30 protein-coding genes are annotated in these 24,188 nt (G+C 64.3%); 23 read left to right on the top strand and 7 right to left on the bottom strand.

Features of this window, described 5'->3' with window-relative positions:
- The first annotated feature begins 111 nt into the window (after positions 1–111).
- Together fdxA and ccoG are read left to right on the top strand one after the other, a co-directional pair.
- Positions 112–480 (top strand): ferredoxin FdxA, encoded by a 369-nt coding sequence (fdxA, locus tag LPB072_RS22035; protein ID WP_066096132.1) that lies wholly within the window; start codon positions 112–114, stop codon positions 478–480.
- A 40-nt stretch (positions 481–520) separates the two neighbouring features.
- A complete protein-coding gene (ccoG, locus tag LPB072_RS22040) occupies positions 521–1,942 on the top strand; it encodes a cytochrome c oxidase accessory protein CcoG (protein ID WP_066096136.1) in 1,422 nt (473 codons plus the stop codon).
- Between the two features lie 11 nt (positions 1,943–1,953).
- Here ccoG and LPB072_RS22045 read toward each other — a convergent pair whose 3' ends face one another.
- Positions 1,954–2,433: an RrF2 family transcriptional regulator gene (locus LPB072_RS22045; protein WP_066096139.1), complete on the bottom strand. Its 480-nt coding sequence runs from the start codon at positions 2,431–2,433 to the stop codon at positions 1,954–1,956.
- A 126-nt stretch (positions 2,434–2,559) separates the two neighbouring features.
- Here LPB072_RS22045 and ytfE point away from each other — a divergent pair, with 126 nt between their 5' ends.
- The 8 genes from ytfE (at position 2,560) to ubiD (ending at position 9,662) form a co-directional block, all read left to right on the top strand.
- Complete coding sequence (gene ytfE / locus LPB072_RS22050; RefSeq protein ID WP_066096142.1) at positions 2,560–3,279, top strand: iron-sulfur cluster repair protein YtfE; 720 nt, start codon at positions 2,560–2,562, stop codon at positions 3,277–3,279.
- 145 nt (positions 3,280–3,424) lie between these two features.
- A complete protein-coding gene (ubiU, locus tag LPB072_RS22055) occupies positions 3,425–4,453 on the top strand; it encodes a ubiquinone anaerobic biosynthesis protein UbiU (protein WP_066096145.1) in 1,029 nt (342 codons plus the stop codon).
- A 610-nt stretch (positions 4,454–5,063) separates the two neighbouring features.
- Complete coding sequence (locus LPB072_RS22060) at positions 5,064–5,990, top strand: U32 family peptidase (RefSeq protein WP_066096148.1); 927 nt, start codon at positions 5,064–5,066, stop codon at positions 5,988–5,990.
- 17 nt (positions 5,991–6,007) lie between these two features.
- The gene (gene trhA / locus LPB072_RS22065; protein ID WP_066096151.1) at positions 6,008–6,625 is read left to right on the top strand and encodes a PAQR family membrane homeostasis protein TrhA; all 618 of its coding nucleotides are present in this window, start codon (positions 6,008–6,010) and stop codon (positions 6,623–6,625) included.
- 27 nt (positions 6,626–6,652) lie between these two features.
- Positions 6,653–7,156, top strand: a complete 504-nt coding sequence (gene ubiT / locus LPB072_RS22070) for a ubiquinone anaerobic biosynthesis accessory factor UbiT (RefSeq protein ID WP_066096155.1) — start codon at positions 6,653–6,655, stop codon at positions 7,154–7,156.
- Positions 7,143–7,556: a putative zinc-binding protein gene (locus LPB072_RS22075; RefSeq protein WP_066096158.1), complete on the top strand. Its 414-nt coding sequence runs from the start codon at positions 7,143–7,145 to the stop codon at positions 7,554–7,556. Before ubiT ends, LPB072_RS22075 begins: the two co-directional genes overlap by 14 nt.
- Positions 7,549–8,172: a UbiX family flavin prenyltransferase gene (locus tag LPB072_RS22080; protein WP_066096162.1), complete on the top strand. Its 624-nt coding sequence runs from the start codon at positions 7,549–7,551 to the stop codon at positions 8,170–8,172. Before LPB072_RS22075 ends, LPB072_RS22080 begins: the two co-directional genes overlap by 8 nt.
- Positions 8,173–8,177: 5 nt before the next feature.
- Positions 8,178–9,662, top strand: coding sequence for a 4-hydroxy-3-polyprenylbenzoate decarboxylase (gene ubiD / locus LPB072_RS22085; RefSeq protein WP_066096164.1), 1,485 nt, complete (start codon positions 8,178–8,180; stop codon positions 9,660–9,662).
- 37 nt (positions 9,663–9,699) lie between these two features.
- Here ubiD and merR read toward each other — a convergent pair whose 3' ends face one another.
- Complete coding sequence (gene merR / locus LPB072_RS22090) at positions 9,700–10,131, bottom strand: Hg(II)-responsive transcriptional regulator (protein WP_066096167.1); 432 nt, start codon at positions 10,129–10,131, stop codon at positions 9,700–9,702.
- 42 nt (positions 10,132–10,173) lie between these two features.
- Between merR and merT the strand changes: the two genes are divergently transcribed.
- From merT to LPB072_RS22125, 8 genes are all read left to right on the top strand, one after another.
- Positions 10,174–10,548 carry a mercuric ion transporter MerT gene (merT, locus tag LPB072_RS22095; RefSeq protein WP_066096169.1) on the top strand — a complete coding sequence of 125 codons (375 nt, stop codon included), beginning with the start codon at positions 10,174–10,176 and terminating at the stop codon, positions 10,546–10,548.
- A 33-nt stretch (positions 10,549–10,581) separates the two neighbouring features.
- Positions 10,582–10,866, top strand: coding sequence for a mercury resistance system periplasmic binding protein MerP (merP, locus tag LPB072_RS22100; protein ID WP_066096173.1), 285 nt, complete (start codon positions 10,582–10,584; stop codon positions 10,864–10,866).
- On the top strand, positions 10,863–11,126 hold the full coding sequence (locus LPB072_RS24010; RefSeq protein WP_082877168.1) for a GDCCVxC domain-containing (seleno)protein: 264 nt from the start codon (positions 10,863–10,865) through the stop codon (positions 11,124–11,126). Before merP ends, LPB072_RS24010 begins: the two co-directional genes overlap by 4 nt.
- Before the next feature lie 84 nt (positions 11,127–11,210).
- Complete coding sequence (locus LPB072_RS22105) at positions 11,211–12,506, top strand: acyl-CoA dehydrogenase family protein (protein ID WP_066096289.1); 1,296 nt, start codon at positions 11,211–11,213, stop codon at positions 12,504–12,506.
- A gap of 99 nt (positions 12,507–12,605) precedes the next feature.
- Positions 12,606–13,319 (top strand): response regulator transcription factor, encoded by a 714-nt coding sequence (locus LPB072_RS22110; RefSeq protein WP_066096176.1) that lies wholly within the window; start codon positions 12,606–12,608, stop codon positions 13,317–13,319.
- A complete protein-coding gene (locus tag LPB072_RS22115) occupies positions 13,316–15,148 on the top strand; it encodes an ATP-binding response regulator (protein ID WP_066096179.1) in 1,833 nt (610 codons plus the stop codon). The genes LPB072_RS22110 and LPB072_RS22115 overlap by 4 nt, the downstream gene beginning before the upstream one ends.
- Before the next feature lie 202 nt (positions 15,149–15,350).
- Positions 15,351–15,725 carry a hypothetical protein gene (locus LPB072_RS22120; protein ID WP_066096182.1) on the top strand — a complete coding sequence of 125 codons (375 nt, stop codon included), beginning with the start codon at positions 15,351–15,353 and terminating at the stop codon, positions 15,723–15,725.
- A complete protein-coding gene (locus tag LPB072_RS22125; protein ID WP_066096185.1) occupies positions 15,716–16,330 on the top strand; it encodes a hypothetical protein in 615 nt (204 codons plus the stop codon). The genes LPB072_RS22120 and LPB072_RS22125 overlap by 10 nt, the downstream gene beginning before the upstream one ends.
- A gap of 39 nt (positions 16,331–16,369) precedes the next feature.
- Here LPB072_RS22125 and LPB072_RS22130 read toward each other — a convergent pair whose 3' ends face one another.
- From LPB072_RS22130 to LPB072_RS22140, 3 genes are all read right to left on the bottom strand, one after another.
- Positions 16,370–16,960 carry a hypothetical protein gene (locus LPB072_RS22130; protein ID WP_066096188.1) on the bottom strand — a complete coding sequence of 197 codons (591 nt, stop codon included), beginning with the start codon at positions 16,958–16,960 and terminating at the stop codon, positions 16,370–16,372.
- Positions 16,961–17,154: 194 nt separating this feature from the next.
- Positions 17,155–17,520, bottom strand: coding sequence for a glutaredoxin (locus LPB072_RS22135; RefSeq protein WP_066096191.1), 366 nt, complete (start codon positions 17,518–17,520; stop codon positions 17,155–17,157).
- Between the two features lie 23 nt (positions 17,521–17,543).
- Positions 17,544–18,557 (bottom strand): LLM class flavin-dependent oxidoreductase, encoded by a 1,014-nt coding sequence (locus LPB072_RS22140; RefSeq protein WP_066096194.1) that lies wholly within the window; start codon positions 18,555–18,557, stop codon positions 17,544–17,546.
- A gap of 151 nt (positions 18,558–18,708) precedes the next feature.
- Here LPB072_RS22140 and LPB072_RS22145 point away from each other — a divergent pair, with 151 nt between their 5' ends.
- The 4 genes from LPB072_RS22145 to LPB072_RS22160 all read left to right on the top strand — a co-directional run bounded on the left by LPB072_RS22145 (position 18,709) and on the right by LPB072_RS22160 (position 21,389).
- Entirely contained in the window at positions 18,709–19,812 is a 1,104-nt protein-coding gene (locus LPB072_RS22145; protein WP_066096196.1) for an alkene reductase, read from the top strand.
- A 90-nt stretch (positions 19,813–19,902) separates the two neighbouring features.
- On the top strand, positions 19,903–20,307 hold the full coding sequence (locus LPB072_RS22150; RefSeq protein WP_066096199.1) for a SirB2 family protein: 405 nt from the start codon (positions 19,903–19,905) through the stop codon (positions 20,305–20,307).
- Between the two features lie 3 nt (positions 20,308–20,310).
- Positions 20,311–20,733: a YbaN family protein gene (locus LPB072_RS22155; RefSeq protein WP_066096201.1), complete on the top strand. Its 423-nt coding sequence runs from the start codon at positions 20,311–20,313 to the stop codon at positions 20,731–20,733.
- Positions 20,730–21,389: a phosphatase PAP2 family protein gene (locus LPB072_RS22160; RefSeq protein ID WP_066096204.1), complete on the top strand. Its 660-nt coding sequence runs from the start codon at positions 20,730–20,732 to the stop codon at positions 21,387–21,389. The genes LPB072_RS22155 and LPB072_RS22160 overlap by 4 nt, the downstream gene beginning before the upstream one ends.
- Positions 21,390–21,616: 227 nt before the next feature.
- Here LPB072_RS22160 and LPB072_RS22165 read toward each other — a convergent pair whose 3' ends face one another.
- Both LPB072_RS22165 and LPB072_RS22170 read right to left on the bottom strand, forming a co-directional pair.
- Complete coding sequence (locus LPB072_RS22165) at positions 21,617–22,210, bottom strand: hypothetical protein (protein ID WP_066096207.1); 594 nt, start codon at positions 22,208–22,210, stop codon at positions 21,617–21,619.
- 186 nt (positions 22,211–22,396) lie between these two features.
- Positions 22,397–23,593: a phosphoglycerate kinase gene (locus LPB072_RS22170; protein WP_070263941.1), complete on the bottom strand. Its 1,197-nt coding sequence runs from the start codon at positions 23,591–23,593 to the stop codon at positions 22,397–22,399.
- Between the two features lie 159 nt (positions 23,594–23,752).
- Here LPB072_RS22170 and LPB072_RS22175 point away from each other — a divergent pair, with 159 nt between their 5' ends.
- Positions 23,753–24,166 carry a PepSY domain-containing protein gene (locus tag LPB072_RS22175; RefSeq protein WP_157559384.1) on the top strand — a complete coding sequence of 138 codons (414 nt, stop codon included), beginning with the start codon at positions 23,753–23,755 and terminating at the stop codon, positions 24,164–24,166.
- Positions 24,167–24,188: the final 22 nt, after the last annotated feature.

The following is a 24,188-nucleotide window of genomic DNA, read 5'->3' on the forward strand; positions in this document are numbered from 1 at the left end:
TTTTTTGCCCCCCCGGACATCGTGCCGTCCGGACGCGAAAATGGTCGGTGATTTTCAAGGGCTTTTAGATTCATTTAATATGAACCTTCAAAGCCCGATCAAGTCCTGTGCATGTCCCACGTCGTCAACGAATCCTGCATTCGCTGCAAGTACACCGATTGCGTGGACGTCTGCCCCACCGATGCCGTCCGCGCCGGGGGCAACCTGCTGGTGATTTCGCCCGACGATTGCATTGATTGCGCAGTGTGCATTCCCGAATGCCCTGTCGTGGCCATTTTTCATGAAGACGATTTGCCCAACGATCAGCGCAAGTACATTTCCATCAATGCCGATCACAGCGCACACTGGCCCATGATCAGCCGCCGCCAACCCGCGCCCGACGATGCCGACGCCTGGAGCCAGGTCGCCGACAAGGCCCACCTGCCCGACCCGCGAGCGGCTCGGCGCGAAGGGCGTGCCGCCCGATGCCGGTCCACTTGAACTGCCACAACCCACCCAACCTGCCTCCCCCTGAAGCCTTATGTCGAACACCCCCGATCCTGTCGAACAGCCGGTCTTTCTCACGCTGTACCAGAAGCAGGAAAAAATCTACCCACGGGCCGTCACAGGCCTGTTCGCCCGTTGGCGCTGGGTCATGGTCTGGCTCACACAGATGGTGTTTTACGGCCTGCCCTGGCTGACCTGGAACGGTCGGCAAGCACTGCTGTTCAACCTGGATACGCGCCAGTTCTACATCTTCGGCCTCGTGCTGCAACCGCAAGACTTCATCTATCTCGCGGCGCTTCTGGTGCTGTCGGCCCTGGCGCTGTTCTTTTTCACCGCCGTGGCCGGGCGGCTGTGGTGTGGCTACACCTGCCCACAAACGGTTTACACCGAGATTTTCCTGTGGGTCGAGCGCCGCCTTGAAGGCGACCGCAGTGCGCGCATCCGCCTCGATGCCCGGCCCTGGGGTATCAACAAGTTCCTGCGCAAAGGCGGGAAGCAAGCCGCCTGGCTGGCCATCGGGCTTTTCACCGGCTTCACTTTTGTCGGCTATTTCGTGCCCATTCAATCCCTGGCCACACAGGTGCTGGCACTGAAAGTCGAACCCTCGGCCACCTTCTGGATCTTTTTCTACGGTTTCGCCACCTATGGCAACGCAGGCTTTCTGCGCGAACAGGTGTGCAAATACATGTGCCCCTACGCGCGGTTCCAGAGTGCTTTGATCGACATGGACTCGCTGGTCATCGCCTACGACGCCAAGCGCGGCGAAGGGCGGGGCGCGCGCTCACGCAAAGCCGATCCGAAGGCGCTGGGCCTGGGCGACTGCATCGACTGCACACTCTGCGTGCAGGTCTGCCCGACCGGCATCGACATCCGCGACGGCCTGCAAAACGAATGCATCGCCTGCGCGGCCTGCATCGACGTGTGTGACGACGTGATGGACAAGATGGGCTACGAACCCGGACTGATCCGTTATTCGTCGGGCAATGCGATGGAGAAGGGCTGGTCGGCGGTGCAAATGGTGAAGCGGGTGTGGCGCCCCCGCGTGCTGATCTATGGTGCGTTGCTGCTGGTACTGGGCGGCGGCTTCATATGGAGCCTGTCCCATCGGGCCGATTTTCGGGCCGACCTCAGTCGCGATCGGGGCTCACTGGCACGCATGACCGGGCCGGGCAACATCGAAAACACCTATACCCTGCACATCACCAACAGCGATGAGCAAGCCCACCGCTACACAATCACCGTTGAAGGCCTTGATGGCCTGCGACTGGACACACCCGCAGAGCTGACCGTGGCCGCGACCAGCGACGGCAAGATACCGGTACGCCTGGTGTTGCCCGCCATGCAGGCCCAGCCGCTACAGGGGCAAACCTTGCCCATCCAGCTGGTCGTGTCACCGGAAGGTGCGCCGAACACCACAGGCAAGTCGCTGAATTCCACCTTCCTGATCCCCCGCTGAGGGCACTCCCTTCAACGCGCTGCAGCAGGCATGCCGGGAATCAGGGCGATACGGCGCGCGCCCCTGGCGCTCGATGGCGTGGGCATGGGCTGAACCAGATCGGCCAGCGTCACCCCGTCCAGCACCGTGAGATAGGCATCCATGGCCTGCTTGAAAGCGCCCTTCAGTCGGCAATGGCCGTTGAGCAAACAGGTGTTGTGCTCGTTGTCGAAACATTCCACCAACGTGAAGTCGGTTTCGGTCTGGCGGATCACGGTGCCCAGGACGATGTCTTTGGCTGGCTTGAGCAAGCGCAAACCACCGCCGCGCCCGCGCGTGGTCTCCAGCAGACCCAGGCCTGAAAGTGTCATCACTATTTTGGTGAGGTGGCTGCGGGAGATGCCATGGGCCTCGGCGATTTCACTGATGGTGGCCGGTTGCTCGCGCTCTGCGCAGGCCGCGCAGAACATCAGCACGCGCAGGCTGTAGTCGCTCCAGTTCGTCAATCGCATGCCGGTCTTTCAGGTTGGGCGGGCCTCGTTCTTTTGAATGCCCCGCCTAGTTCCAAGGAAATATACCCTTCGCCTGCATTTTATCTTTTAATACATTCATTCCATATGCATCTTTAAAGGATTCCCATGAGCCACACCGCCACGCTGCCCAACCCTGCGATCACCGAGCGCGCCCAGCAGGCCATTGGCCAGATCGCCGTGGAGCTGCCCGGCGCCACCGCCATCTTCCGCCGCCTTAAGCTCGATTTCTGCTGTGGAGGCCAGATACCGCTGAGCCAGGCTTGCGAACAAAAGCAACTGGACACCGCGGCCGTTCTGGCAGAACTGGCCCGCCTGGACCGTCCCGCCACCCAGGAAGCGCCGCAGTCACCCAGCGCCATGATCGACCACATCCTGGAGCGTTTCCACGCCGTGCACCGCGAACAGCTGCCCGAGCTGATCCGCATGGCGCGCCGGGTTGAAGCGGTGCACCGCGACAACCCCAACGTGCCCCACGGTCTGGCTGCCCATCTCGAAGCCATGGAAGCCGAGTTGCTGGACCACATGGACAAAGAAGAATCGGTGCTGTTTCCCGCGTTGCGCGAGGGCGTTCGCAGTGGCGTCGGCGTGCCGATCCAGGTCATGCGCGATGAACACACCGGCCATGGCGAACAACTCGATCGCCTCATGGCCCTGACCAACGATGCCAACCCTCCCCCCGGTGCCTGCAACACCTGGCGCGCGCTGTACGCCGGCATCGCCCAGCTCTCCGACGACCTGATCCAGCACATCCACACGGAAAACAACCTGTTGTTCCCCCAGTTCGAAGTACAAAAAGGCTGCGGATCGGGCTGTGGCTGCGCATGAGAAACAAGGCCCGAGGCTCATCGGATTGAGCCAGATCAAGCCATGGGCGGGTTGACATGGGTCAACCTCCGCCCGGCGCGCCGCTGGTAACTTCCCGCCGGTCTGGCGCCGCCAGGTCACACCTTCCCCGACGCACGCAAGCTCCATGGCCTCCGACCGCACCCCACCTTCCACCCTTGATCTCGTCTGCCCGGCCGGCAGCCTGCCTGCGCTCAAAGCCGCGGTGGACAACGGCGCCAACTGCGTCTACCTCGGCTTGCGCGATGCCACCAACGCACGCAACTTCGCAGGCCTGAACTTTGATGATGCGGCGATCGCCAGTGGTGTGGCTTACGCCCACGCCCGCGGCTGCCAGGTCTACATGGCGTTGAACACGTACCCGCAGGCAGCCCAGCCCGAGCGCTGGCAGCATGCGGTGGACAAAGCTGCCCACATGGGCGTGGACGCCATCATCCTGGCCGACCCCGGCCTGATGGCCTATGCGTGCAAGCGCCATCCGCAGCTGCGCCTGCACCTCTCGGTGCAGGGCTCGGCCACCAACTTCGACGCGATCAACCTGTACCACCAGCAATTCGGCATTTCGCGCGCCGTGCTGCCGCGCGTGCTCTCGCTCGACCAGGTGCGCCAGGTGATCCAGAAGACGCCGGTCGAAATCGAGGTGTTCGGCTTCGGCAGCCTGTGTGTGATGGTCGAAGGCCGTTGTGCGCTCTCGTCCTACGTCACCGGCGAATCGCCCAACACCCACGGCGTGTGCTCACCGCCCAAGGCCGTGCGCTGGCAAGAAACCCCAAAAGGACTGGAGTCACGGCTCAACGGCGTCTTGATCGACCGCTACGCCGCGGGCGAAAGCGCCGGTTACCCCACGCTGTGCAAAGGCCGCTTCGATGTCGAAGACGCCCACAGCTACTACGCCATCGAAGAGCCCACCAGCCTCAACACCTTGTCGCTGCTGCCGCAGTTGCTGGCGTTCGGCGTGCGCGCCATCAAGATCGAAGGCCGCCAGCGCAGCCCGGCCTATGTGGCCCAGGTGACCCAGGTCTGGCGCGAAGCCATCGACCACTGCCTGGCCCAGCCGCAGCATTACGCCCCCAAGGGCGCCTGGACCTCGGCGCTCGACCAGGTGGCCGAAGGCCAGCAGCACACGCTGGGCGCTTACCACCGGCCGTGGAAATGAGCTCCCCCCTGCGCCGCTTCGCGGCTTCCCCCCGGAGGGGGGACCACACCAGCAGCCCGGCAAAGCCGGTTCTGCGGTGTGTGCTGGGTTGGGGCACGCGCTCCGGAAAGGCTTTTGAGCCCCCCCTGCGCCGCTTCGCGGCTTCCCCCCGGAGGGGGGATGCACCCTGTGGCCTGGCAAAGCCAGTTCCACGGGTGCCCTGGGTTCGGACACGCGCTCCGGAAGTGCTTTTGAGATCCCCCCTGCGCCGCTTCGCGGCTTCCCCCCGGAGGGGGGACGCACCCTGTGGCCTGGCAAAGCCAGTTCCACGGGTGCCCTGGGTTCGGACACGCGCTCCGGAAAGGCTTTTGAGCCCCCCCTGCGCCGCTTCGCGGCTTCCCCCCGGAGTGGGGACCACACCAGCAGCCCGGCAAAGCCGGTTCTGCGGTGTGTGCTGGGTTGGGGCACGCGCTCCGGCGGCTCGTGGGCGCCCCTCCTGCGCCGCTTCGCGACTTCCCCCCAGGGGGACCACACCTGTGGCCCGGCAAAGCCGGTTCCATGGCGTGTGCTGGGTTGGGGCGCGTGCTCCGGATCGCAATTTGGCATTCGAGCCATTTGATGGATGACTGACATGAAACTCTCTCTCGGCCCCCTGCAGTACTACTGGCCGCGTCTGACGACCTTCGATTTTTACGAGGCCATGGCGGCCACGCCGGTGGACATCGTCTACCTCGGTGAGGTGACCTGTTCGCGCCGGCACGAACTGCGCCTGGCCGACTGGCTCGACATTGCCACGCTGTTGCGCGATGCCGGCAAGGAGGTGGTGCTGTCCACCATGGTGCTGCTGGAATCGGGCGCCGACGTGGGTGCCATGCACAAGATCACGGCCCAGACCGACCTCGGCGTTGAAGCCAACGACATGGGGGCGGTGCAGAGTTTGCACAACCACTCGCGCAGCTTTGTCGCCGGGCCACACCTCAACCTCTACAACCAGCCGACGCTGCTTTGGATGCACGGCATGGGCGCGACCCGCTGGGTGGCACCGCTGGAGATGCCCAGGTCGGACCTGGCGCTGATGCAGGCAACGCGGCCGGACGGACTGCAGACCGAGGTGTTCGCCCATGGCCGGCTGCCCTTGGCTTTTTCAGCCCGTTGCTTCACCGCGCGCCACTGCAATCTGCCCAAGGACGATTGCCAGTTCCGCTGCATCGAACACCCCGACGGGCTGATGCTCAAGACCCGGGAAGATGCCGAGTTTCTGGTGCTCAACGGGATCCAGACCCAGTCGGCCAAGGTGCACAGCCTGATCGACGCCTGGAGCGACATGGCGGCGCTGGGGGTGGACGTGGCGCGCATCAGCCCGCAATCGCAACACACCACCGAAGTGATCGGCCTCTTTGATGCCGTGCGGCGGCAGACACTGAGCGGCGCGCAGGCGCGCGAGGCGCTGCTGCCCTTGTTGCCGGCCGAAGACTGCAACGGCTACTGGCACGGTCAACCCGGGCTGGACCGCGTGGCGCCAAGCGCTGCACCAGCTCCTGCGCCGGCAACCGTCTGACCGAGGAGCCCCTCACCATGCTGGTCGGCGAACGTTTCAACAGCATCAGCCACGGCGTGGGCGCGGTGCTGGCGCTGATCGGCGCCACGGTGCTCATCACCCTGGCTGCGCTGCTGGCAGACCCCTGGAAGATCGTTGGCTTCAGCGTCTATGGCGTGGCCTTGGTGCTGCTCTACCTCGCTTCCACGCTCTACCACGCGCTGCGCGGGCGGGCCAAGGCGGTGTTCCAGAAAATCGACCACTGCAGCATCTACCTGCTGATCGCCGGCAGCTACACGCCCTTTGCACTGATCTCCCTGCGCGGGCCCTGGGGGTGGACACTGCTCGGTATTGTCTGGAGCCTGGCCCTGCTCGGCATGGCGCAGGAAATCTGGCTGGCCCGCGGCGCGCGGGTGTGGTCGATGGTGATTTACCTGCTGATGGGGTGGCTGGCCATGGTGGCGGTGGTGCCGCTGTGGCAGGCGCTCACGCCCGCCGGATTCGCCTGGCTGGCCGCCGGCGGCGCCTGCTACACGCTGGGCATCGCCTTCTACGCCACCGACCACAAGCTGCGCCACGGCCACGGCGTGTGGCACCTGTTTGTGCTGGGCGGCAGCACCTGCCATTTTTTGACCCTGCTGCTGTACGTGGCCTGAACCCTTCACGCCGACCTGGACCCCCACATGACGCCTCACACCGCACACCCCACCGTGCCCGCCCCCCTTGGCGCCGCACTCGCCCGCCTGCCCGCCTACCCGGGCTCCATGCTGCTGGTGACCGCCTTGAACCTGGTGCTGGCCCGCCAGTTGCCCGGCGATGTCACCCAGCTTTTGCAAGGCAAGCGCTTTCGCATCGAGGTGCGCGACGCCCGTCTGAACTTCGATTTTGTCTGGCGCGCCGGCATGTTCCGCCCGGTGTCGCCCGGCACCGGGCCCGACCTCACGCTGAGCGCCAATGCCCACGACTTTGTGCGGCTGGCCCGACGCCTGGACGACCCCGACACCCTGTTCTTCAACCGCCGCCTGTCCATGCAGGGCGACACCGAGCTGGGTCTGGTGGTGAAAAACGCACTCGACGCCATGGAGCTCCCCGTGCTCGATCTGGCGGCCTGGAAACCCTCGGCCGTGCTGGCGCGCTTCAAAGGCCCACGGCACCGCAGCAAGGCTCCTCTTCATGAAAACCACTGACACCTCCCCGCTGGTCTACGCCTGTTCGGGCTGTTCCAGCGCCGCCCAGCTCGCCAACCACGTGGCCCTGCAACTGGACCGGCGCGGCCTGGCCGAAATGTCGTGCATCGCTGGCGTAGGCGGCGACGTACCCCGCCTCGTGAAGATCGCAAAATCCGGCCGCCCCATCGTCGCGCTCGACGGTTGCCCGCTGGCCTGTGTGAAAAGCTGCCTGGCCCGCCACGGCCTCCAGCCCGACCGCTACCACCAGTTGCACACCCACGGCGTGCGCAAGCGCCAGCATGAAGACTTCGACCCCGTGCAGGCTGCGGCCGTGCTGGAACAGGTGAGCACCGACCTGCGCGAGCATCCCCTGCGCAGCACCACCCCCACACCCCGACAGCCGCCCGTCCATGCGTGAACCCGGCGTCCCCATCGACCGGGTGGCGGCGGATCGCCGGGTGCTGGTCGCCATCACCGGCGCCAGCGGCGCGGTGTACGGCCTGCGCCTGCTGCAAGCCCTGGGCAGCGCGCCCGGTATCGAAACCCACCTCGTGGTGTCGGATGCGGGCTGGCTCACGCTGCGCCACGAACTCGGTATCGGCCCTGAGGCCCTGAACCCCTTGGTGCACACGCTGCACGACGCCGCCCACATCGGCGCGGGCCCGGCCAGTGGCTCGTTTCGCTGCCAGGCCATGGTGGTGGCGCCCTGTTCCATGCGCACACTCGCGGCCATCGCCCATGGCCTGTCCGACAACCTCATCACCCGCGCCGCCGACGTGATGCTGAAAGAACGGCGCCGCCTCGTGCTCATGGCCCGCGAAACACCGCTGCACCTGGGTCACCTGCGCAACATGGTCAGCGTGACCGAGATGGGCGCCATCGTCTGCCCGCCCATACCGGCTTTCTACCTGAAGCCTGAAACCGTGGACGACATCGTCAACGCCAGCGTGGCGCGCGTGCTCGACCTGCTCGATGTGCCACACACCTTGAGCAGCCGCTGGGCGGGTTTGCACCCGGCCGCCGAAACGGTCTGAGCCCCATGATTTACAAAGACCTGCGCGACTTCATGGCGTTGCTGGAAAGCACCGGCGATCTGAAGCGCGTGCGCGAACCGGTGTCGCCGCACCTGGAAATGACAGCGCTGTGCGACCGCGTGCTGCGCGCCGAAGGCCCGGCCCTGCTGTTTGAAAACGTGCCCGGCCACAGGTTGCCCGTGCTGGGCAACCTGTTCGGTACCACCGGCCGGGTGGCGCGCGCCATGGGCGTGGACAAGCTGGCCGACCTGCGCCGTTTTGGCGAGGTGCTGGCCGCGCTCAAGGAGCCCGAAGCGCCCAGGGGCCTGAAAGACATGGTGGGCCTGAGCGGCCTGCTGAAAACGCTGTGGCACATGACGCCCAGAGAGCGCGCCAGTGCACCCTGCCAGGACGTGGTCTGGGAAAGCGCCGATGTGGATCTGGCGCGCCTGCCGATCCAGCATTGCTGGCCCGACGATGTGGCGCCACTCATCACCTGGGGCCTGGTGATCACGCAAGGTCCGCACAAGACGCGACAAAACCTCGGCATCTACCGCCAGCAAGTGCTCTCGCGCAACCAGCTCATCGTGCGCTGGCTGGCGCACCGCGGCGGCGCACTCGATTTCCGCGATCACTGCAAGCTGCACCCCGGCCAGCCCTACCCGGTGGCCGTTGCCCTGGGCGCCGACCCGGCCACCATCCTCGGTGCGGTGACCCCAGTGCCCGACAGCCTGAGCGAATACCAGTTCGCCGGCCTGCTGCGCGGCGCTCGCACCGAGGTCACCCCCGCCATCGGCGTGCCGCTCAAGGTGCCGGCCAGCGCCGAGATCGTGCTCGAAGGCCACATCCACCCCGACGCCCACCACGCCACTGGCTGGGCCCACGCCATGGAAGGCCCCTACGGCGACCACACCGGGTACTACAACGAACGCGCCGAATTTCCGGTGTTCACGGTGGAGCGCATCACGATGCGCCGCGACGCCATTTACCACTCCACCTACACCGGCAAACCGCCCGACGAACCCGCCGTGCTCGGGCTGGCGATGAACGAGCTGTTCATCCCGCTGCTGCAGCGCCAGTTCCCCGAAATCACCGATTTTCATTTGCCACCCGAAGCCTGCAGCTACCGCATGGCCGTGGTGCAGATACGCAAGGCCTACCCCGGCCATGCCCGGCGCGTGATGATGGGCGTGTGGAGCCACCTGCGCCAGTTCATGTACACCAAATTCGTGTTGGTGGTCGATGAAGACGTGGACGTGCGCGACTGGAAAGAAGTGATCTGGGCCATGACCACCCGCATGGACCCGGTGCGCGACTGCATGATGATCGAGAACACCCCCATCGACTACCTCGATTTCGCCTCACCGGTGAGCGGCCTGGGCAGCAAGATGGGCATGGACGCGACCAACAAATGGCCGGGGGAGACCCAGCGTGAATGGGGCCGTGTGATGCGCATGACACCGGTGGTGAGCCAGCGCATGGACCAGTTGGCTGAATCGTTGGGCTTGTAAACCCGCCCTTGATTCGCATATCAGTTCACCGGACCATTCAGCCCAGTTCTGCAGCGCCCTTGAGCGCCGCGATCAGCGGGCAACGCACCGTTCCCCGCGCGGCCCCACACCGTTGAATCAATTCGGCCAAAGCCGCCTCCATGCGTTGCAAATCGGCCAGGCGGCCTCGCACGTCGGCGAGCTTGGCCTCGGCCCGAGCCTGGGCCTGCGCACAGCTGGCGCCATCATCGAGCTGCAGCAATTCGGCCACCTCATCCAGGCTGAAACCAAGGCGTTGTGCCGACTTGATGAACTGCAAGCGGGAACCCTCGGCTTCGCCGTAGCGCCGAATGCCGCCGGTGGGCCGTTGGGGCTCTGGCATCAGCCCCTTTCGCTGATAAAACCGGATGGTCTCCACATTGACGCCGGCGGCCTGCGCCAGTCGGCCAATGGTCAGCTCGGCGCGTGGTGTGGCAAAGGGCTCACTCATGGTGCTTGACTCCGTACGTGGGTACGGGTTTAAGGTTAAGCCATGAACCCGCCAACTTCAACCCCAACGCCGCCCGCCAAGAGCGGCGGCCAAGCGCTGTTCGCCGGCGCACTGGCGGCGGTGTTCGCCTCCGCGTGCTGCCTGGGACCGCTGGTCCTGATACTGGCAGGCATCTCGGGCGCCTGGATTGCCCACCTGACAGCGCTGGAGCCTTACCAACCCATCTTTCTGGGCGCGGCCGTGGTCGCGCTCTGCTTTGCTGCCCGCCAGATCTGGCGCCCGGCAGCCGCCTGCGAGCCCGGCCAGGCCTGCGCAACGCCCATGGGCCAGCGCATCTACAAAACGTTGTTCGGCCTGGTTGTGTTGCTGCTCATCGCTGCCATGGGGTTCCCGCTGATCGCCCCCTGGTTTTACTGAGAAACCTTGGCGCCACACCGAAAAGGACTGCCCATGAAACGACTTGCCCTGATCTGGAGCGCACTGGTGCTGGCTGGCCCCGCCTGGACCGCCCCGCAAACCCTCACGCTGTCTGTCCCCGGCATGAGCTGCCCCACCTGCCCGATCACCGTCAAGAAAGCATTGATGCAAGTGCCGGGCGTCATCAAAGTGACGTCTGCCTTCGAACGGCGCGAGACCACCGTGGTATTCGACGACGCCAAAGTCGACCTCTCCACGCTGACACTCGCCACCCGAGAAGCTGGATTTCCCTCGGCGCCCCGGAGCGCCGACCGATGACATCCGCCGTTCTTGCGTCCACCCTGACCTGCCCCACCTGCGGCCATGCCAAATCGGAAGTGATGCCCTCAGACGCATGCCAATGGTTTTATGAATGCGAGGCCTGCCACGCGCTCTTGCACCCCAAGCCCGGCGATTGCTGCGTGTTTTGCTCCTACGGCACGGTGCCCTGTCCGCCGATACAACTCGAACCCCTTTCCGGCTGCTGCGCTGCCACACAAGAGCCCCCTGCAGAGAGGCATACCCCGGCGCGCAATTGACCCAGATCAACGTCCACCCAGTCTCTACCCTTGCTGTCTCCTGCGTTGCCCACCGGCGTTGAGTCCCTTGCCCAGAATGGCCGCATGGACTTCGACCACACCCCTCAGGCTCAGGCCTTGCAACACCGTTTGCTGGACTTCATGGCGCGCTACGTGCTGCCGCACAACGCGGCATGGCACCAGTCGGTGCAGCAAGGCATCTACCCGCCTCCATTTCTGGAAGACCTCAAGTCTCTGGCGCGTGAAGAGGGCCTGTGGAACCTGTTCCTGCCCGGCCTGCGCGATGACGAGCCTGGCACCCGGCTGAGCAATCTCGATTACGCGCCGCTGGCCGAAACCATGGGCCGCCTGCCCTGGGCATCCGAGGTGTTCAACTGCAGCGCGCCCGACACCGGCAACACGGAGCTGCTGCACCGCTTCGCCACACCAGCGCAGCGCACGTTGTGGCTGGAGCCCTTGCTGAACGGCGAGATCCGCTCGGCCTTCGCCATGTCCGAACCCGACGTGGCCTCGTCCGACCCGACCAACCTGCAGACCACCGTCAAACGGGATGACGGCGCTTTGGTGCTCAATGGCCGCAAGTGGTTCATCACCGGCGTGGCCCATCCGAACTGCAAGCTGCTGATCGTGATGGCACGCAACGCCACCGGGCACGACAACCCCCCCGACAAACACCACGACCACAGCATGTTGCTGCTGCCCCTGGACACCCCCGGCGTGGAGGTGGTGCGCAACATCCCGGTGGTGCACCACCACGCACCCGAGGGCCACTGCGAAATCGTGTTCCGAAACGTGCGCGTGCCGGTCGACCACCTGCTCGGCGGCTGGGGTGAAGGTTTTGCCATGGCACAAGCCCGACTGGGGCCGGGCCGTGTGCACCACTGCATGCGCACCATCGGCCAGTGCGAGCTGGCCTTGGAGCTGGCCAGCGAACGCGCCCTGGAGCGCGAAAGCTTTGGCCGGCATCTGTCGGACTACGCCAACGTACAGGAATGGATCGCCCTGTCGCGCATCGAGATCGATCAGGCGCGCCTGCTGGTGCTGCGCTGCGCCTGGTTGCTCGACCATCCCGAACGCACCGGCGTGGCTACCGTGCGTGCGCAGGTGGCCGCCATCAAGGTGGTGGCCGCCGGTCTGCAAACGCGGGTGATGGACCGAGCCATGCAGATCTTCGGCGCCATGGGCCTGTCGCCCGACACACCACTGGCCTACTTCTGGACCTGGGGCCGCGCCCTGCATCTGATGGACGGCCCCGACGAAGTCCATCTGCGCAGTGTGGCGCGGCATGAGTTGGCGCAAGCCAAGGAGCGCATGGGCGCATCGGCGGCCTACTTCACCACGCCGGAGCAACTGCGCACGCCACCCCACCTTTCGGCGTGACGCGTTCAGCGGCCAAACAACACGGTGCATCGTGACGGGCGCAGAAGGCGACGCGAAGCTACCCGATGTGAACGAACTCACCTACCATGTGCTGGCACCATGAACACCAACCTGCAACCCCGTCACGATGCGCCTTTGCCCAAAGGCATTCTGGTGGTCGATGACCACGAACTGCTGCGTCTGGGGCTTCGCACACTGGTGCAATCCCATGCACAGGGCAATGGACAGGCAGTGACCGTTTTTGAGGCCCACAGCCTGCAAGAAGCACTGGCCATGTTTGGCAAAAACGCGACCGCCATCCAGCTGGTGTTGCTTGATCTGCATTTGCCCGATGCCCACGGCCTGTCGGGCTTGCGTGCTTTCAAAAGCCAATACCCAGACGCCCATGTGATCGTGCTCTCGGGCTCCAGCGACCCCGGCCTTCAGCGCGACGCGCTGGCCATGGGCGCCCGCGCTTACCTCACCAAATCGGGCGACCTGGATCAGGTGGTGCACTACATCGCCAGCATGGATCTGCCCAGTCTGCACAAAGCGCCGAACCCCAGTCCCCAGGAGCAAGCCTTTCCCACCGCTTCGGCAACGGGTGGCGCTCCATTGGCGATGGGCCGCTCTGTCCGCACAACCACGGGCGAGTGGGTGCAGCTCACGGTGCGACAGGCTCAGGTGCTCGACTGGATCCTGATCGGGTGGTCCAACCGCCAGATTGCCGACCATGCCAAGCTCAGCGAAGGCACGGTGAAAAACCACGTCTCCACCCTGCTGCTGACGTTGGGCGCGCGCTCGCGGGCCCAGCTCATCAGCCAATTGCGTTGACCACACAAGTCGCTGCCACGGGCGTCGTCGATGCCGCCACCGCTCAGCGTGTGCTGCGCGAACAGGTGGCCTCGCTCTTTGCCACGGTCAAGAGCGCGACCATCGCCGACACCCTGCTGGCCTGGACGGTGGGCACCCTGTTCTACTGGCAGCTGCGCGACCCATTGGTGCTGTGGTGGGTAGGCCTGCACTTCCTTGAAGTGTTGCGCTACCCGAGCCAGGCGGCCTACCACCGCGATCCCGGGGCGGCCGATCGCAGTGCCTTCTGGGCGAACCGGCACTGGAAGGAGATGCTCTTCTACTCATGCGTCTGGGGCGCGCTGCCCTGGATGATGATGCCTGTCGACAACCTGTCCCTGACGTCGATGATCGTGCTCGTCATAGTCGGCCTGTGCAGCACGGGCCTGCCGGCGGTGGCCGCGCGCTGGCCCTCGGTACTCGCTTTCGTGCTGCCCATGAACATCGGATTGATCGGCGCGCTGCTCTGGCACGGCAGCAACACACACTATGTCTTGGCATTTTTTGTTGCGGTGTACTTGCTGGCCACTTTTCAAATCGGCCATGCGCTCAACAAGATGCTCACCGACTCGCTGCTCGCACGCTTCGAGAAAGAAGCGCTGGCCGAACAGATTGCCGAACAGATGGCGGTCACCCAGCGCCTGAGCGATGAAAAGACACGCTTCTTTGCGTCCGCCAGCCACGATCTTCGCCAACCCCTGCACGCCATTGCCCTGTTTGGCGCGGTGCTGGAACGGGAGCTGGAAGGCCACAGCGCAGGAGCGCATGCGAACCGGCTCATGCAGGCGGTGCATGTCATGGGCAACTCGCTCGACACCATGCTGGACATGTCGCGGCTCGATGCCGGTGTGGTGCGGCCCGAACTGAGCGCGATACCGCTGAAACCCATGCTGCAGGCGATCAACCATTTGTTTGCCTCGCGCGCAGAAGAAAAGGGCCTGCAACTGCGGATGCGCACCACCGAGCTGTGGGTACTGACCGACCCGGAACTGCTGCAACGCCTGCTCGCCAACCTGGTGGAGAACGCCATCAAATACACCGATCAAGGTGGGGTGCTGGTGCTGGCGCGGGCCAAACGGGATGCGGTCTGGATCGAGGTGATCGACACTGGTCGTGGCATCGCTGCCGACAACCAGGAAAAGATTTTTGAGGCGTTCTACCAGATCGACAACCCCGGGCGCGACCGCAACCAGGGTCTTGGCATGGGCCTCTCCATCGTGCGGCGACTGTCCCATTTGCTGCATCACCCGCTGCAGCTGACCTCGCGACCCGATGTGGGCACCCGGTTTCGGCTCACCTTGCCTCTCGCACAGCCTCAGGCACCCGTCACCGGCGCGAGCCATGCCGCAGGAGCCAGCCCCGGTTCGGCCTCGACCTTGTCGGGGGGACAACCCCGCGCGCCCGCCCAGCCGTCGCCAGCCATGGTCTTGCCATCGCCCATTCTTCTGCTGGACGATGAGGCCGACATCGGCGACGCCATGGCCGCCTTGCTGACCTCGCACGGCGTGCAGCTCACGGTGGTGACCCACGAAGCGGCCGCGCAAGAGGCGTTCACCCAGGCGACCCTGAATGCACAGCCCTACGCCGCCCTGATCTGCGACTACCGTCTGGCCGAAGGCGCCGATGGCCTGGAAGCCGCCCACCGCCTGAGGGCCCGGTTCAATCCCGATCTGCCCTTCCTGCTGGTCACCGGAGAAACCTCGCCACAACGGCTGCAGCGCGTGCGCGACAGCGGTGTGCCCGTTTTGTTCAAGCCCGTCGTCGCACAGGCCTTGCTTCAAACCCTGGCAAAGATGGTCACCAAACCCTGATCCCGATCGACCCTGGCAATCAGGGCATGACTTTCGGCACTGGTGGGCGCGCCAGTTCCGTCCTATCCTGATTCAGCTGTCACACATCAGGATTCAAAGAATGAGCGCCATGCCAAGTCGCAAAGAATGTCCGAGTCTGTTAGCGCATCGGGACCCCCTTCAACTCCGGGCGAGCACGCCACCGTCGGCACGGCGCACGGTGATGTCATCGACCCTCCTGGCACTCTTGTTCGTGACAGGCGCTGCGCAGGCCAAAGACCCCGGCACGCCCACCGCCGAACACCTGGGTCTGACGCCGGCCTACCTGCAAGGGGACTGGTGCCAGACCTACATCCAGTTTCCCAAGGAGCGATCCGAAGAAAACACCCCCTACCGCTGGGACCCCGACGGCACTTACGCCACCAGAGGTTCAGAACATGGGGACATGAAAGCGGGCTACTTCTACCTCTACAAACCCGAGGGGAAAATCAAGCTGGCCACCATCGCCGGGTTCTTCAAGGTGAAATCGGTGAAACCCGATGCCTTTGTTTTGCAGGTCTTTGGCGACATGCACTTTCAGAGGGGCCCATGCAAATGACCCATCACCTGAGCCGGTCTGCGTCTGCTGCAACCCCTGCATCCGCTCGCCCTCCGCGCTGGGCCAGGCAACTCGGTGCGCTGACCATGATCCTGTGTTCGCCCATGCTGGCACATGCACTCACGCCAGCGGAAAGGCTTCAGCAGATCAAGGCGCGCGCAGCAGGGCCGCAAGGGCCTTGCCCGTTTTTTGATGTGGCCGTGGTGCACAAGATTTTTCCGAGCAGCTCCAACGAATCGGTGTTCAAGCGGCGGGAGAAGCCCTATCCGTCTTGCACCTACATCTGGACCGCGAAGCACATGAACGCCGTCAAGATGGCTGGAATGGTGGCGAAGGTGCCTTCTGAAGGGCGGCTGACGCTCACCAAGGCGCCCACCCGCGTTGAAGCCAAAGATTGGGAGCGGGTCTTGATGAGCTACAAGAATCAACCGCTGATCCAGGTGCCCGAACTGGGCCAGTACGCCGTCTGGTCGGCCCAGCGCCGCCAGCTGTCGTGGATCGCCAAGGGCCACGTTTTTCATGTGGCGGTTGAAGACGATGACCAACCCGGTGCCCAGCAGGCCAACGCCATGGCGGTGGCCGCCGAACTGGTTCGAACGCACTGACCTGGCGGGTCGCCGCTGAGCCCCCTCAGCTTGGCCCCATCACTCTTCGCAAGCCATTCCTTCACCCTTGTTCGTGCACACCGACTGGCGCACCTGCAGCGTCAGTCCGGTCACCGTGTTGGCCTGGGCGTTGACCTCAACGCCGCGGTAGCCCTCGCCCGACGAGACGCGGTCCACCCAGAGGGTGAAGTCATGCGGGTCGGAAGGGTCGTCCACTTCCCCGGCGACGCAGCGGGTCAAGCCGGTACGCAGGTCTTTGCCGAGTCTGGATACCCCTGGAAACTGGCAGCTGTAGGCGGTTTGCCGAAGCCGCATTGTTGGCTCGTCCATGCCCACGTCCACCACGCTGCACGACGTTGCGCCAGTCAGGATTTTCTTGGCGAGATAGGTCTTGCCGCCTGCGGGCAATGGTTTGGCTTGTGGGTTCAATGCCCCCTTGTGCACAGCGAAACCGCGCCCGGCATCGGCCACCGCCGCCTTCAGCTCCGCGCAGACAAACGCATCGCGTGCCTCGGCCGCTGCTGGCAAGGCCAGACACGCGATCAACACCGTGCCCACAACCAACGGCGGCCAGCGGGGATCTTCCAGGCCCCTGTTCCGTTTGCCCAAAAACACTGTGTGACCGGCCATGCACCACCTCCCCATTGAAGCCATCAAGAAGTCCCAAGGCTAGTGGTTTGGCGCTCGCCCAACCAGTGCCTAAAGTCATGCCTGGTTGGGTTTGCCGCACCCCGCAGGGTGTTTCACTGGCTCAGGGCAAGGCTGTCTGGCGCCGTTCTGCGTTCCATTCAGCCAAGGCCGCAAATCCCCGACCCTTCACCGCGTCACTTCAACAGCGTTTTGAATGCGCCGCTGGCCAACAACGCTTCGAGCTCCTGCGCGCCGCCCACCAGCGTGCCTTTCACGAACACCATCGGGAACGTGGCCCAGCCGGTCCACATCTTCAAAGCGTTGCGCCGGCGCCAGGTATTGAAGTAGTTGCCATACTCCAGATACGCGTGGGCCTGCCCGGCGGCGTCCAGCGCCTTGCGGGCCTTCTTGCACATGGGGTTCATGCCCATGCCCACCACGACCACGGCGTTGCGCTCGACAGCGGCGCTCACTTCGGCCACGATGTCGTGGTGTTGCTGAGCCACCTTGTCGCGAATCGCGGCGTGGATGTGGGTTTCTTCAAGAATGGCACGGGGCATGGTCTGGCTTCAAAAATGGAAAATCAGGTAGGCGCCGTCAGGCCCATGGCCTGTGCAGCGATGTCCAGCGAACGCAGTCTCAGCGCCGAATCAAACACATCGCTGACGAGCATGAACTCGTCGGCGTTGGTGGCGTCGGCCAGTTGCTGGAACCCGGCTTGCGCCGTCTCGACACCGCCGACCACGGCGCAGGCCAGAAAGTCGGCAATGGCGGCTTTGGCCTGGGGGTCGATGCGCTCCATGAAGCCCTCGACCGGCGCCGGCAACTGTCCGCGCTTGCCGGTCAGGATGCCGAGCACACGCTGGTAGGTGCTGCTGGCGAGGTACTGCGCTTCGGCGTCGGTGGGCGCGCCAATGAACGGCACGCCAACGATCACATAGGGTTTGTCCAGCTGCGCCGACGGCTTGAAATTGTGGCGGTACATGTCGATCGCCTGCAGCAGAAAACGCGGTGCGAAGTGCGACGCGAAGGCATAGGGCAGGCCCCGCTCGGCCGCCAGCTGCGCGGAAAACAGGCTGGATCCCAGCAGCCAGATTGGCACGTTGGTACCCGCGCCGGGCATGGCAACCAGCTTCTGCCCCGGCTGTTCGGGCGCCAGCAAGCGCTGCAGCTCGGCCACATCGCGCGGAAAATCGTCTTCAGATTCATGCCGGTCGCGGCGCAGGGCCCGCATGGTCATGGGGTCGGTGCCTGGCGCCCGGCCCAGGCCCAGGTCAATGCGCCCGGGGTACAGCTCGGCCAGCGTGCCAAAGGCCTCGGCCACCACCAGAGGCGCATGGTTGGGCAGCATCACCCCGCCCGAGCCCACCCGCAAAGTGGATGTAGCCCCAGCGATATGACCCACCAAAACCGCCGTGGCTGAGCTGGCGATGCCGCTCATGTTGTGGTGCTCGGCCAGCCAGTAGCGCTGGAAACCGAGACGTTCGGCGTGTTGGGCGGTCTGGCGGGCGATGCTCAGCGCGTCGGCCACCGTGCCACCTTCGCGCACGGCAACCAGGTCGAGCAGGGAGAGGCGAATGTCTTTCAGGGATTTCATTTGACTATTGTCAGACTTTCCGCGCCGCTTTGCTGTCAGCATAGAGATGAGCCCCACAGCCTGCACGCCCTGTCATGCAGGCGCTGGCAGCCCCGCGCCATCCGGCGTAGGCTTCCCGCATTCCTTCCTCCCACCCCCACACACACCACCCATGACCACTTTGTTCGACCCTGTCCAAGTCGGCGCCATTCATCTGGCCAACCGCATCGTCATGGCACCGCTCACACGCAACCGTGCGCCCGACGCCATTCCCACGCCTCTGATGGCCACCTATTACACCCAGCGCGCCAGCGCCGGCCTGCTGATCACCGAGGCCACCGCCATCAGCCAGCAGGCGCAGGGCTACGCCGATGTGCCCGGGCTCTACGCCCAGGAACACGTTGAAGGCTGGAAGGCCATCACAAAATCGGTGCACGCCGCGGGCGGCAAGATCGTCACCCAGCTCTGGCACGTGGGCCGCATTTCCCACAGCGAACTGCAACCGCATTTTGGCAAGCCCGTGGCCCCGTCTGCGGCTACCGCCAATGCCAAAACCGTGCTCATCAAAGACGGCGTGCCCGTGTTTGTGGACACCTCCGAGCCCCGTGCCCTGGAACTCGAAGAAATCCCCGGCATCGTGCAGGACTACCGCCATGCCGCCCTGAGCGCGATTGCCGCGGGCTTTGACGGGGTCGAAATCCACGCCGCCAACGGTTACCTGATCGACCAGTTCCTGAAAACCGACAGCAACCGCCGCACCGACGACTACGGCGGCAGCATCGAAAACCGCGCCCGCTTCCTGCTGGAAGTGGTCGCCGCCGTGGCCGATGCCATCGGCGGTGACCGCACCGGTATCCGCCTGTCGCCCGTGACCCCGGCCAACGATGCACACGACGCCGAGCCCCAGCCGCTGTTTGAACACGTGGTGCGCGAGCTGGCCCCGATGAAACTGGCCTATCTGCACCTCATCGAAGGCTCCACCGGTGGCCCGCGCGACCTGCCCGAGCGTCCGTTTGACTACGCCGCCATGAAAGCCGCCTACCGCAGCGCGGGCGGCCAAGGGGCCTGGATGGTGAACAACGGCTATGACCTGACCATGTCCGAGCAGGCGCTCAAGGATGGCGCCGACCTGGTGGCCTACGGCCGCTCCTTCATTTCCAACCCCGATCTGGTTGCCCGCCTCAAAGCCGGTGGCCCGTTCAACAAAGCCGAGCGCGCCACCTTCTACGGCGGCGGCGCCAAGGGCTACACCGACTACCCCACGCTGGCGGACTGAGCGCCAGGCCTGCCCGGGCACACCCCTTCTCCGGCGCGGGCCTCGCAGGCGCGACCACAAAACCTGCGTCGGTTTGCCTATGATCGGCGCATGCAACCCGAAACCATCGCCTGGGCCTACCCGCTCGCCTTCTGGACCCATATTGCACTGGTCATTGCCAGCGTGAGCCTGTTCGCCATGCGCGGTCTGGGCGTGCTGGCCGGTCAGATCTGGCCCATGTGCCAGATCTGGCGCGGTTTGAGCGTCTGGATCGATGTGGGCCTGCTCAGCGCCGGCGGCACGCTGTGGTTCATGCTGCAATTCAACCCCTGGCATGACCACTGGCTGGGCGCCAAGCTGATCTTGCTGGTGGTCTACATCCTGCTGGGCAGCATGGCGCTCAAACGCGCGCCCACCCGCGCGGCCAAAGCCCTGTTCTTCGCTGCCGCCTTGTTGTGCGTGGCTTTCATGGCGTCCATCGCCCTGCACCACAGCCCGCTGGGCTGGTGGGCCTGACCGATGCCCGATTCACAAGAAGCCGCCCCGCCGCCGCCCCCGGCCCTGCACCGCTCGCCCACCGTGCGCGCGCTGCTCTGGGTCGCCGGCAGCGTTGCACTCGTGCTGGGCGTCATCGGCATCGTGTTACCCGGTCTGCCCACCACGCCCTTCATCCTGCTCGCAGCCGCCTGCTACGCCAAAGCTTCGCCGCGCCTGCACCAATGGCTGCTCAACCACCGCTGGTTCGGCCCCATGCTGCGCGACTGGGAAAGCGACCACAGCCTGACCCGACGCACCAAGACCGTGGCCGTGGTCTCCATGCTGGTGATGGTGGGCTTCTCCATCTGGACGTTTCACGGGCGGCCAGCCGTGCAGCTGGTTTTGCTGGCCACCGGGGCCATCGGCGCGTTTGTCGTGCTGCGCATCCCGACCAGAAAACCATGAACACAGCCTCCGACCCCTTTCGCAGCCTCTGGCGCCCGCTGCTCGTGGGCGCTTTCGTCGCGGCCATGGTGTTCGTGTTCTTGAAGCTGGGCTCGGAAGTGGTGGAAGGCGAAACACAGGGCTTTGATCAGCGCATCCTGCACTGGGCGCAAGCCCTGCGCGCCCAGCACACCGGTCTGGCAGAAATCATGCGCGATCTCACCGCCCTGGGCAGCGAAGCGGTGCTGACCCTGCTCACGGTCATCACCGTGGCTTACCTCGCGCTGTTTGGCTCCAAACGTCTGGCCGCCCTGGTGGCCGTGGCCATGATCTCGGGCACCACGCTGGTCAATGTGTTCAAAGACCTGTTCGGTCGCGCCCGCCCCGATCTCGCCTTTGCCGAACTCTCGGCCTCGGGCCTGAGCTTTCCCAGCGGCCACACCACCATGTCAGCCGTCGCTTTTCTCACCATGGGCGCCCTGATCGCCGCCACCCGCAGGTGCCCCCAGGAGCGCTTCTATATCTTGCTGGTCGCGGGCCTGCTCACGCTGCTGGTGGGTTTTAGCCGCATCGCCCTGGGCGTGCACTGGACCACCGACGTCATCGGTGGCTGGGCATTTGGCTCGGCCTGGGCGGTGGTGTGGCTGCAGGTGGCTCGGACGTTTGTGAAACGGTGATCGACCGACACGGCGATTCGGAGTGCTGGTGTTCAAGTTCGAGACGGTGGAATGCAATGTTGTTACGCGCCTCTCCAACGACCTCCGAAATTCGGATCACTACTTCCTGCTTTTCCCGGCCCCAAACGGGACCACTCCTTGCGCTGGCCTAGCCCTTGCGTCGAAATGAGGGAGGCTACCCTGAACTATCACTACCTACTGCACAGCCGCGCCGGCGGAGTTACTTGTTAGTGGTCAAAGCCAAAGAACTTTTCCCAGACTTGCTCGACATATTCTGAATAAAACTTGATGCCGAGTTCAGCTAGTAGGCTTGGATGTGGCGCGGGGATGGCTTGGCCTAGATGGGAAGTTGGTGGATTGAACCACTCTCCATGGTTCTTTACAGGCACCGCGATCGGGTGAGGCGGCGTATCCTCAACAATCATGGGGTCACCTTCGTAGTGAACGACCTCACCATTACGAATCTCCATATTCTTTATGTAGCCGCCACGCGAATTCAAAAACTTGTAGCCACGCGATCCGGGCTGGAGTTTGGTGACGTCCTGAACCGAATGATTATCCGCATCACGTGCTTGCTTCAAATACCTGAGCAGCATGTCCTTCTTGCGAAGTTTGCGGAACTGTCCTTGCCAAGGCTCGAATTGTGCGCGTACAGGTTGACAACACCGCTCGGTCTTTTGCCAAGCCTTCTCCAGGTGATTCAAACATGTTCGCCACTCCATTTCAAATTCATCCAGCGACTTGGCTTCACGCATGTCAGCAAGGGCTTTCGCCGCTGCAGCAACTTCCTGACGTGGTTGCTTGAGTGGATCCCCTGCCATTCCCTGATCTCCAATTTTGATGTAGTTCGTATCTCACCGAACTCTCACAAAGGACACGATTCGCATGTGTTCGGCTACTTCAATAAGTTGCTTGCCTTCAAGCGGTTTCCGGGTCGCACCGTTTGCCTAGTGAGACATCAAAATCGGCAAAGGCAAGGGAATTTTCGTCCCCCGCCAATCGCTGAATCAACCCTTCGCCCGCCGAGCCAGCACCTCAAACGCCGGCAAGGTCTTGCCTTCCAGCACCTCCAGGAAAGCGCCGCCGCCGGTGGAGATGTAGCCCACGTCTTTTTCGATGCCGTACTTGGCAATCGCGGCCAGGGTGTCGCCACCGCCAGCGATGCTGAAGGCGCTGCTCTCGGCGATCGCTTTGGCGATTGCTTTGGTACCGTTTTCAAACGCCTCGAACTCGAACACGCCCACCGGGCCGTTCCAGACGATGGTGCCGGCCTGCTTCAGCTGGGCTGCGAGAGTGGCTGCGGTCTCCGGGCCGATGTCCAGAATCAGGTCATCGTCTTCCACCTCGGTGGCCTTCTTGACGGTGGCCTTCGCCGTGGGGCTGAACTCTTTGGCGCACACCACGTCGGTCGGGATCGGCACGGCCGCGCCACGCGCCTGCATGGCGTCGATCACGGCTTTGGCTTCGCCGATCAGGTCGGGCTCGGCCAGGCTTTTGCCGATCTTCAAACCAGCGGCGAGCATGAAGGTGTTGGCGATGCCGCCGCCGACGATCAGGCCGTCCACATTCTTGGCCAGGGCCTGCAGGATGGTGAGCTTGGTGCTGACCTTGCTGCCGGCCACGATGGCAATCAGCGGGCGCTTCGGATTCGCCAGGGCTTTGCCGATGGCGTCCATCTCGGCCGCCAGCAAGGGGCCTGCACAGGCGATGGGCGCGGTCTCGGCGATGCCATAGGTCGTGCCTTCGGCGCGGTGCGAGGTGCCAAAGGCATCGTGCACAAAGATGTCGCACAAGCCGCCGAGCTTCCTGGCCAGTTCGGGCGCGTTCTTTTTCTCGCCCTTGTTCAGACGGCAGTTTTCCAGCATCACCACTTCACCGGGCGCCACCGAGAACTCGCCATCGACCCAGTCGGCGATCACGCGGATGTTGCGGTCCATCAGCTGGCCCATCCGGGCGGCCACAGGGGTCAGGGAATCGGCGGGCTTGAATTCGCCTTCGGTGGGGCGGCCCAGGTGCGAGGTCACCATGACGGCAGCGCCGGCGTCCAGCGCCATTTGTATGGCCGGGATGCTGGCGCGGATGCGGGTGTCTTCGGTGATCTTGCCGGCGTCGTCTTGCGGCACGTTGAGGTCGGCGCGAATGAAAACGCGTTTGCCAGCGGCTTGGCCGTTGGCACAGAGGTCGGAGAATCGGATGAATGACATGGACATGGGGGAACCCGGGTCGGTTGAAAGGGGGAAATCCCGGACATTGTAGGAAATGGCGCCAGGCGCCCGGAAGGCAGCTGACTCCAAGTGTGATTTAAGGCGCCGTTCAGGTGGTTGACGCAACCTCAAGCGCTGCACCACCACCGGCGAATCACCGTGACAAGGCAACCCCTGCAACAACCCCGCTACCCGTTCACACACCGCATCCGGACCCTGGCCGCGGCTTCGATGGCATTGATCGGCATCGGCTCTGGCCATGCCCTGGCCAGTGAGCCCAAAGACCGGGTGATCTGCACCGATGCCCCGCAATCCACCTGGATGTCGGAAGCACAAGCGCGCAAGCGTTTCCAGGCAGACACATACTTGTTGGTGACCTTCAAGTTATCGAGCGAAAGGTGCCACGAGTTTTACGCGGTCGAACATGGCGGCTCGGCGATCGAGGCCTATGTGCATCCGGTCACGGGTGAAGTGGTGCGCTTGACCCGCATTCCGCTGCCCGGCAAAGCGACCCTCCCGGAGAAGACTATGGACGCCCAGCCCAAAGCCGCGGCACCCCTCAGAACGCCATGAAAGCGCTCTGGCGAACCCGCCC

The organism is Hydrogenophaga crassostreae, from assembly GCF_001761385.1.
Lineage (GTDB): Bacteria > Pseudomonadota > Gammaproteobacteria > Burkholderiales > Burkholderiaceae_C > Hydrogenophaga > Hydrogenophaga crassostreae.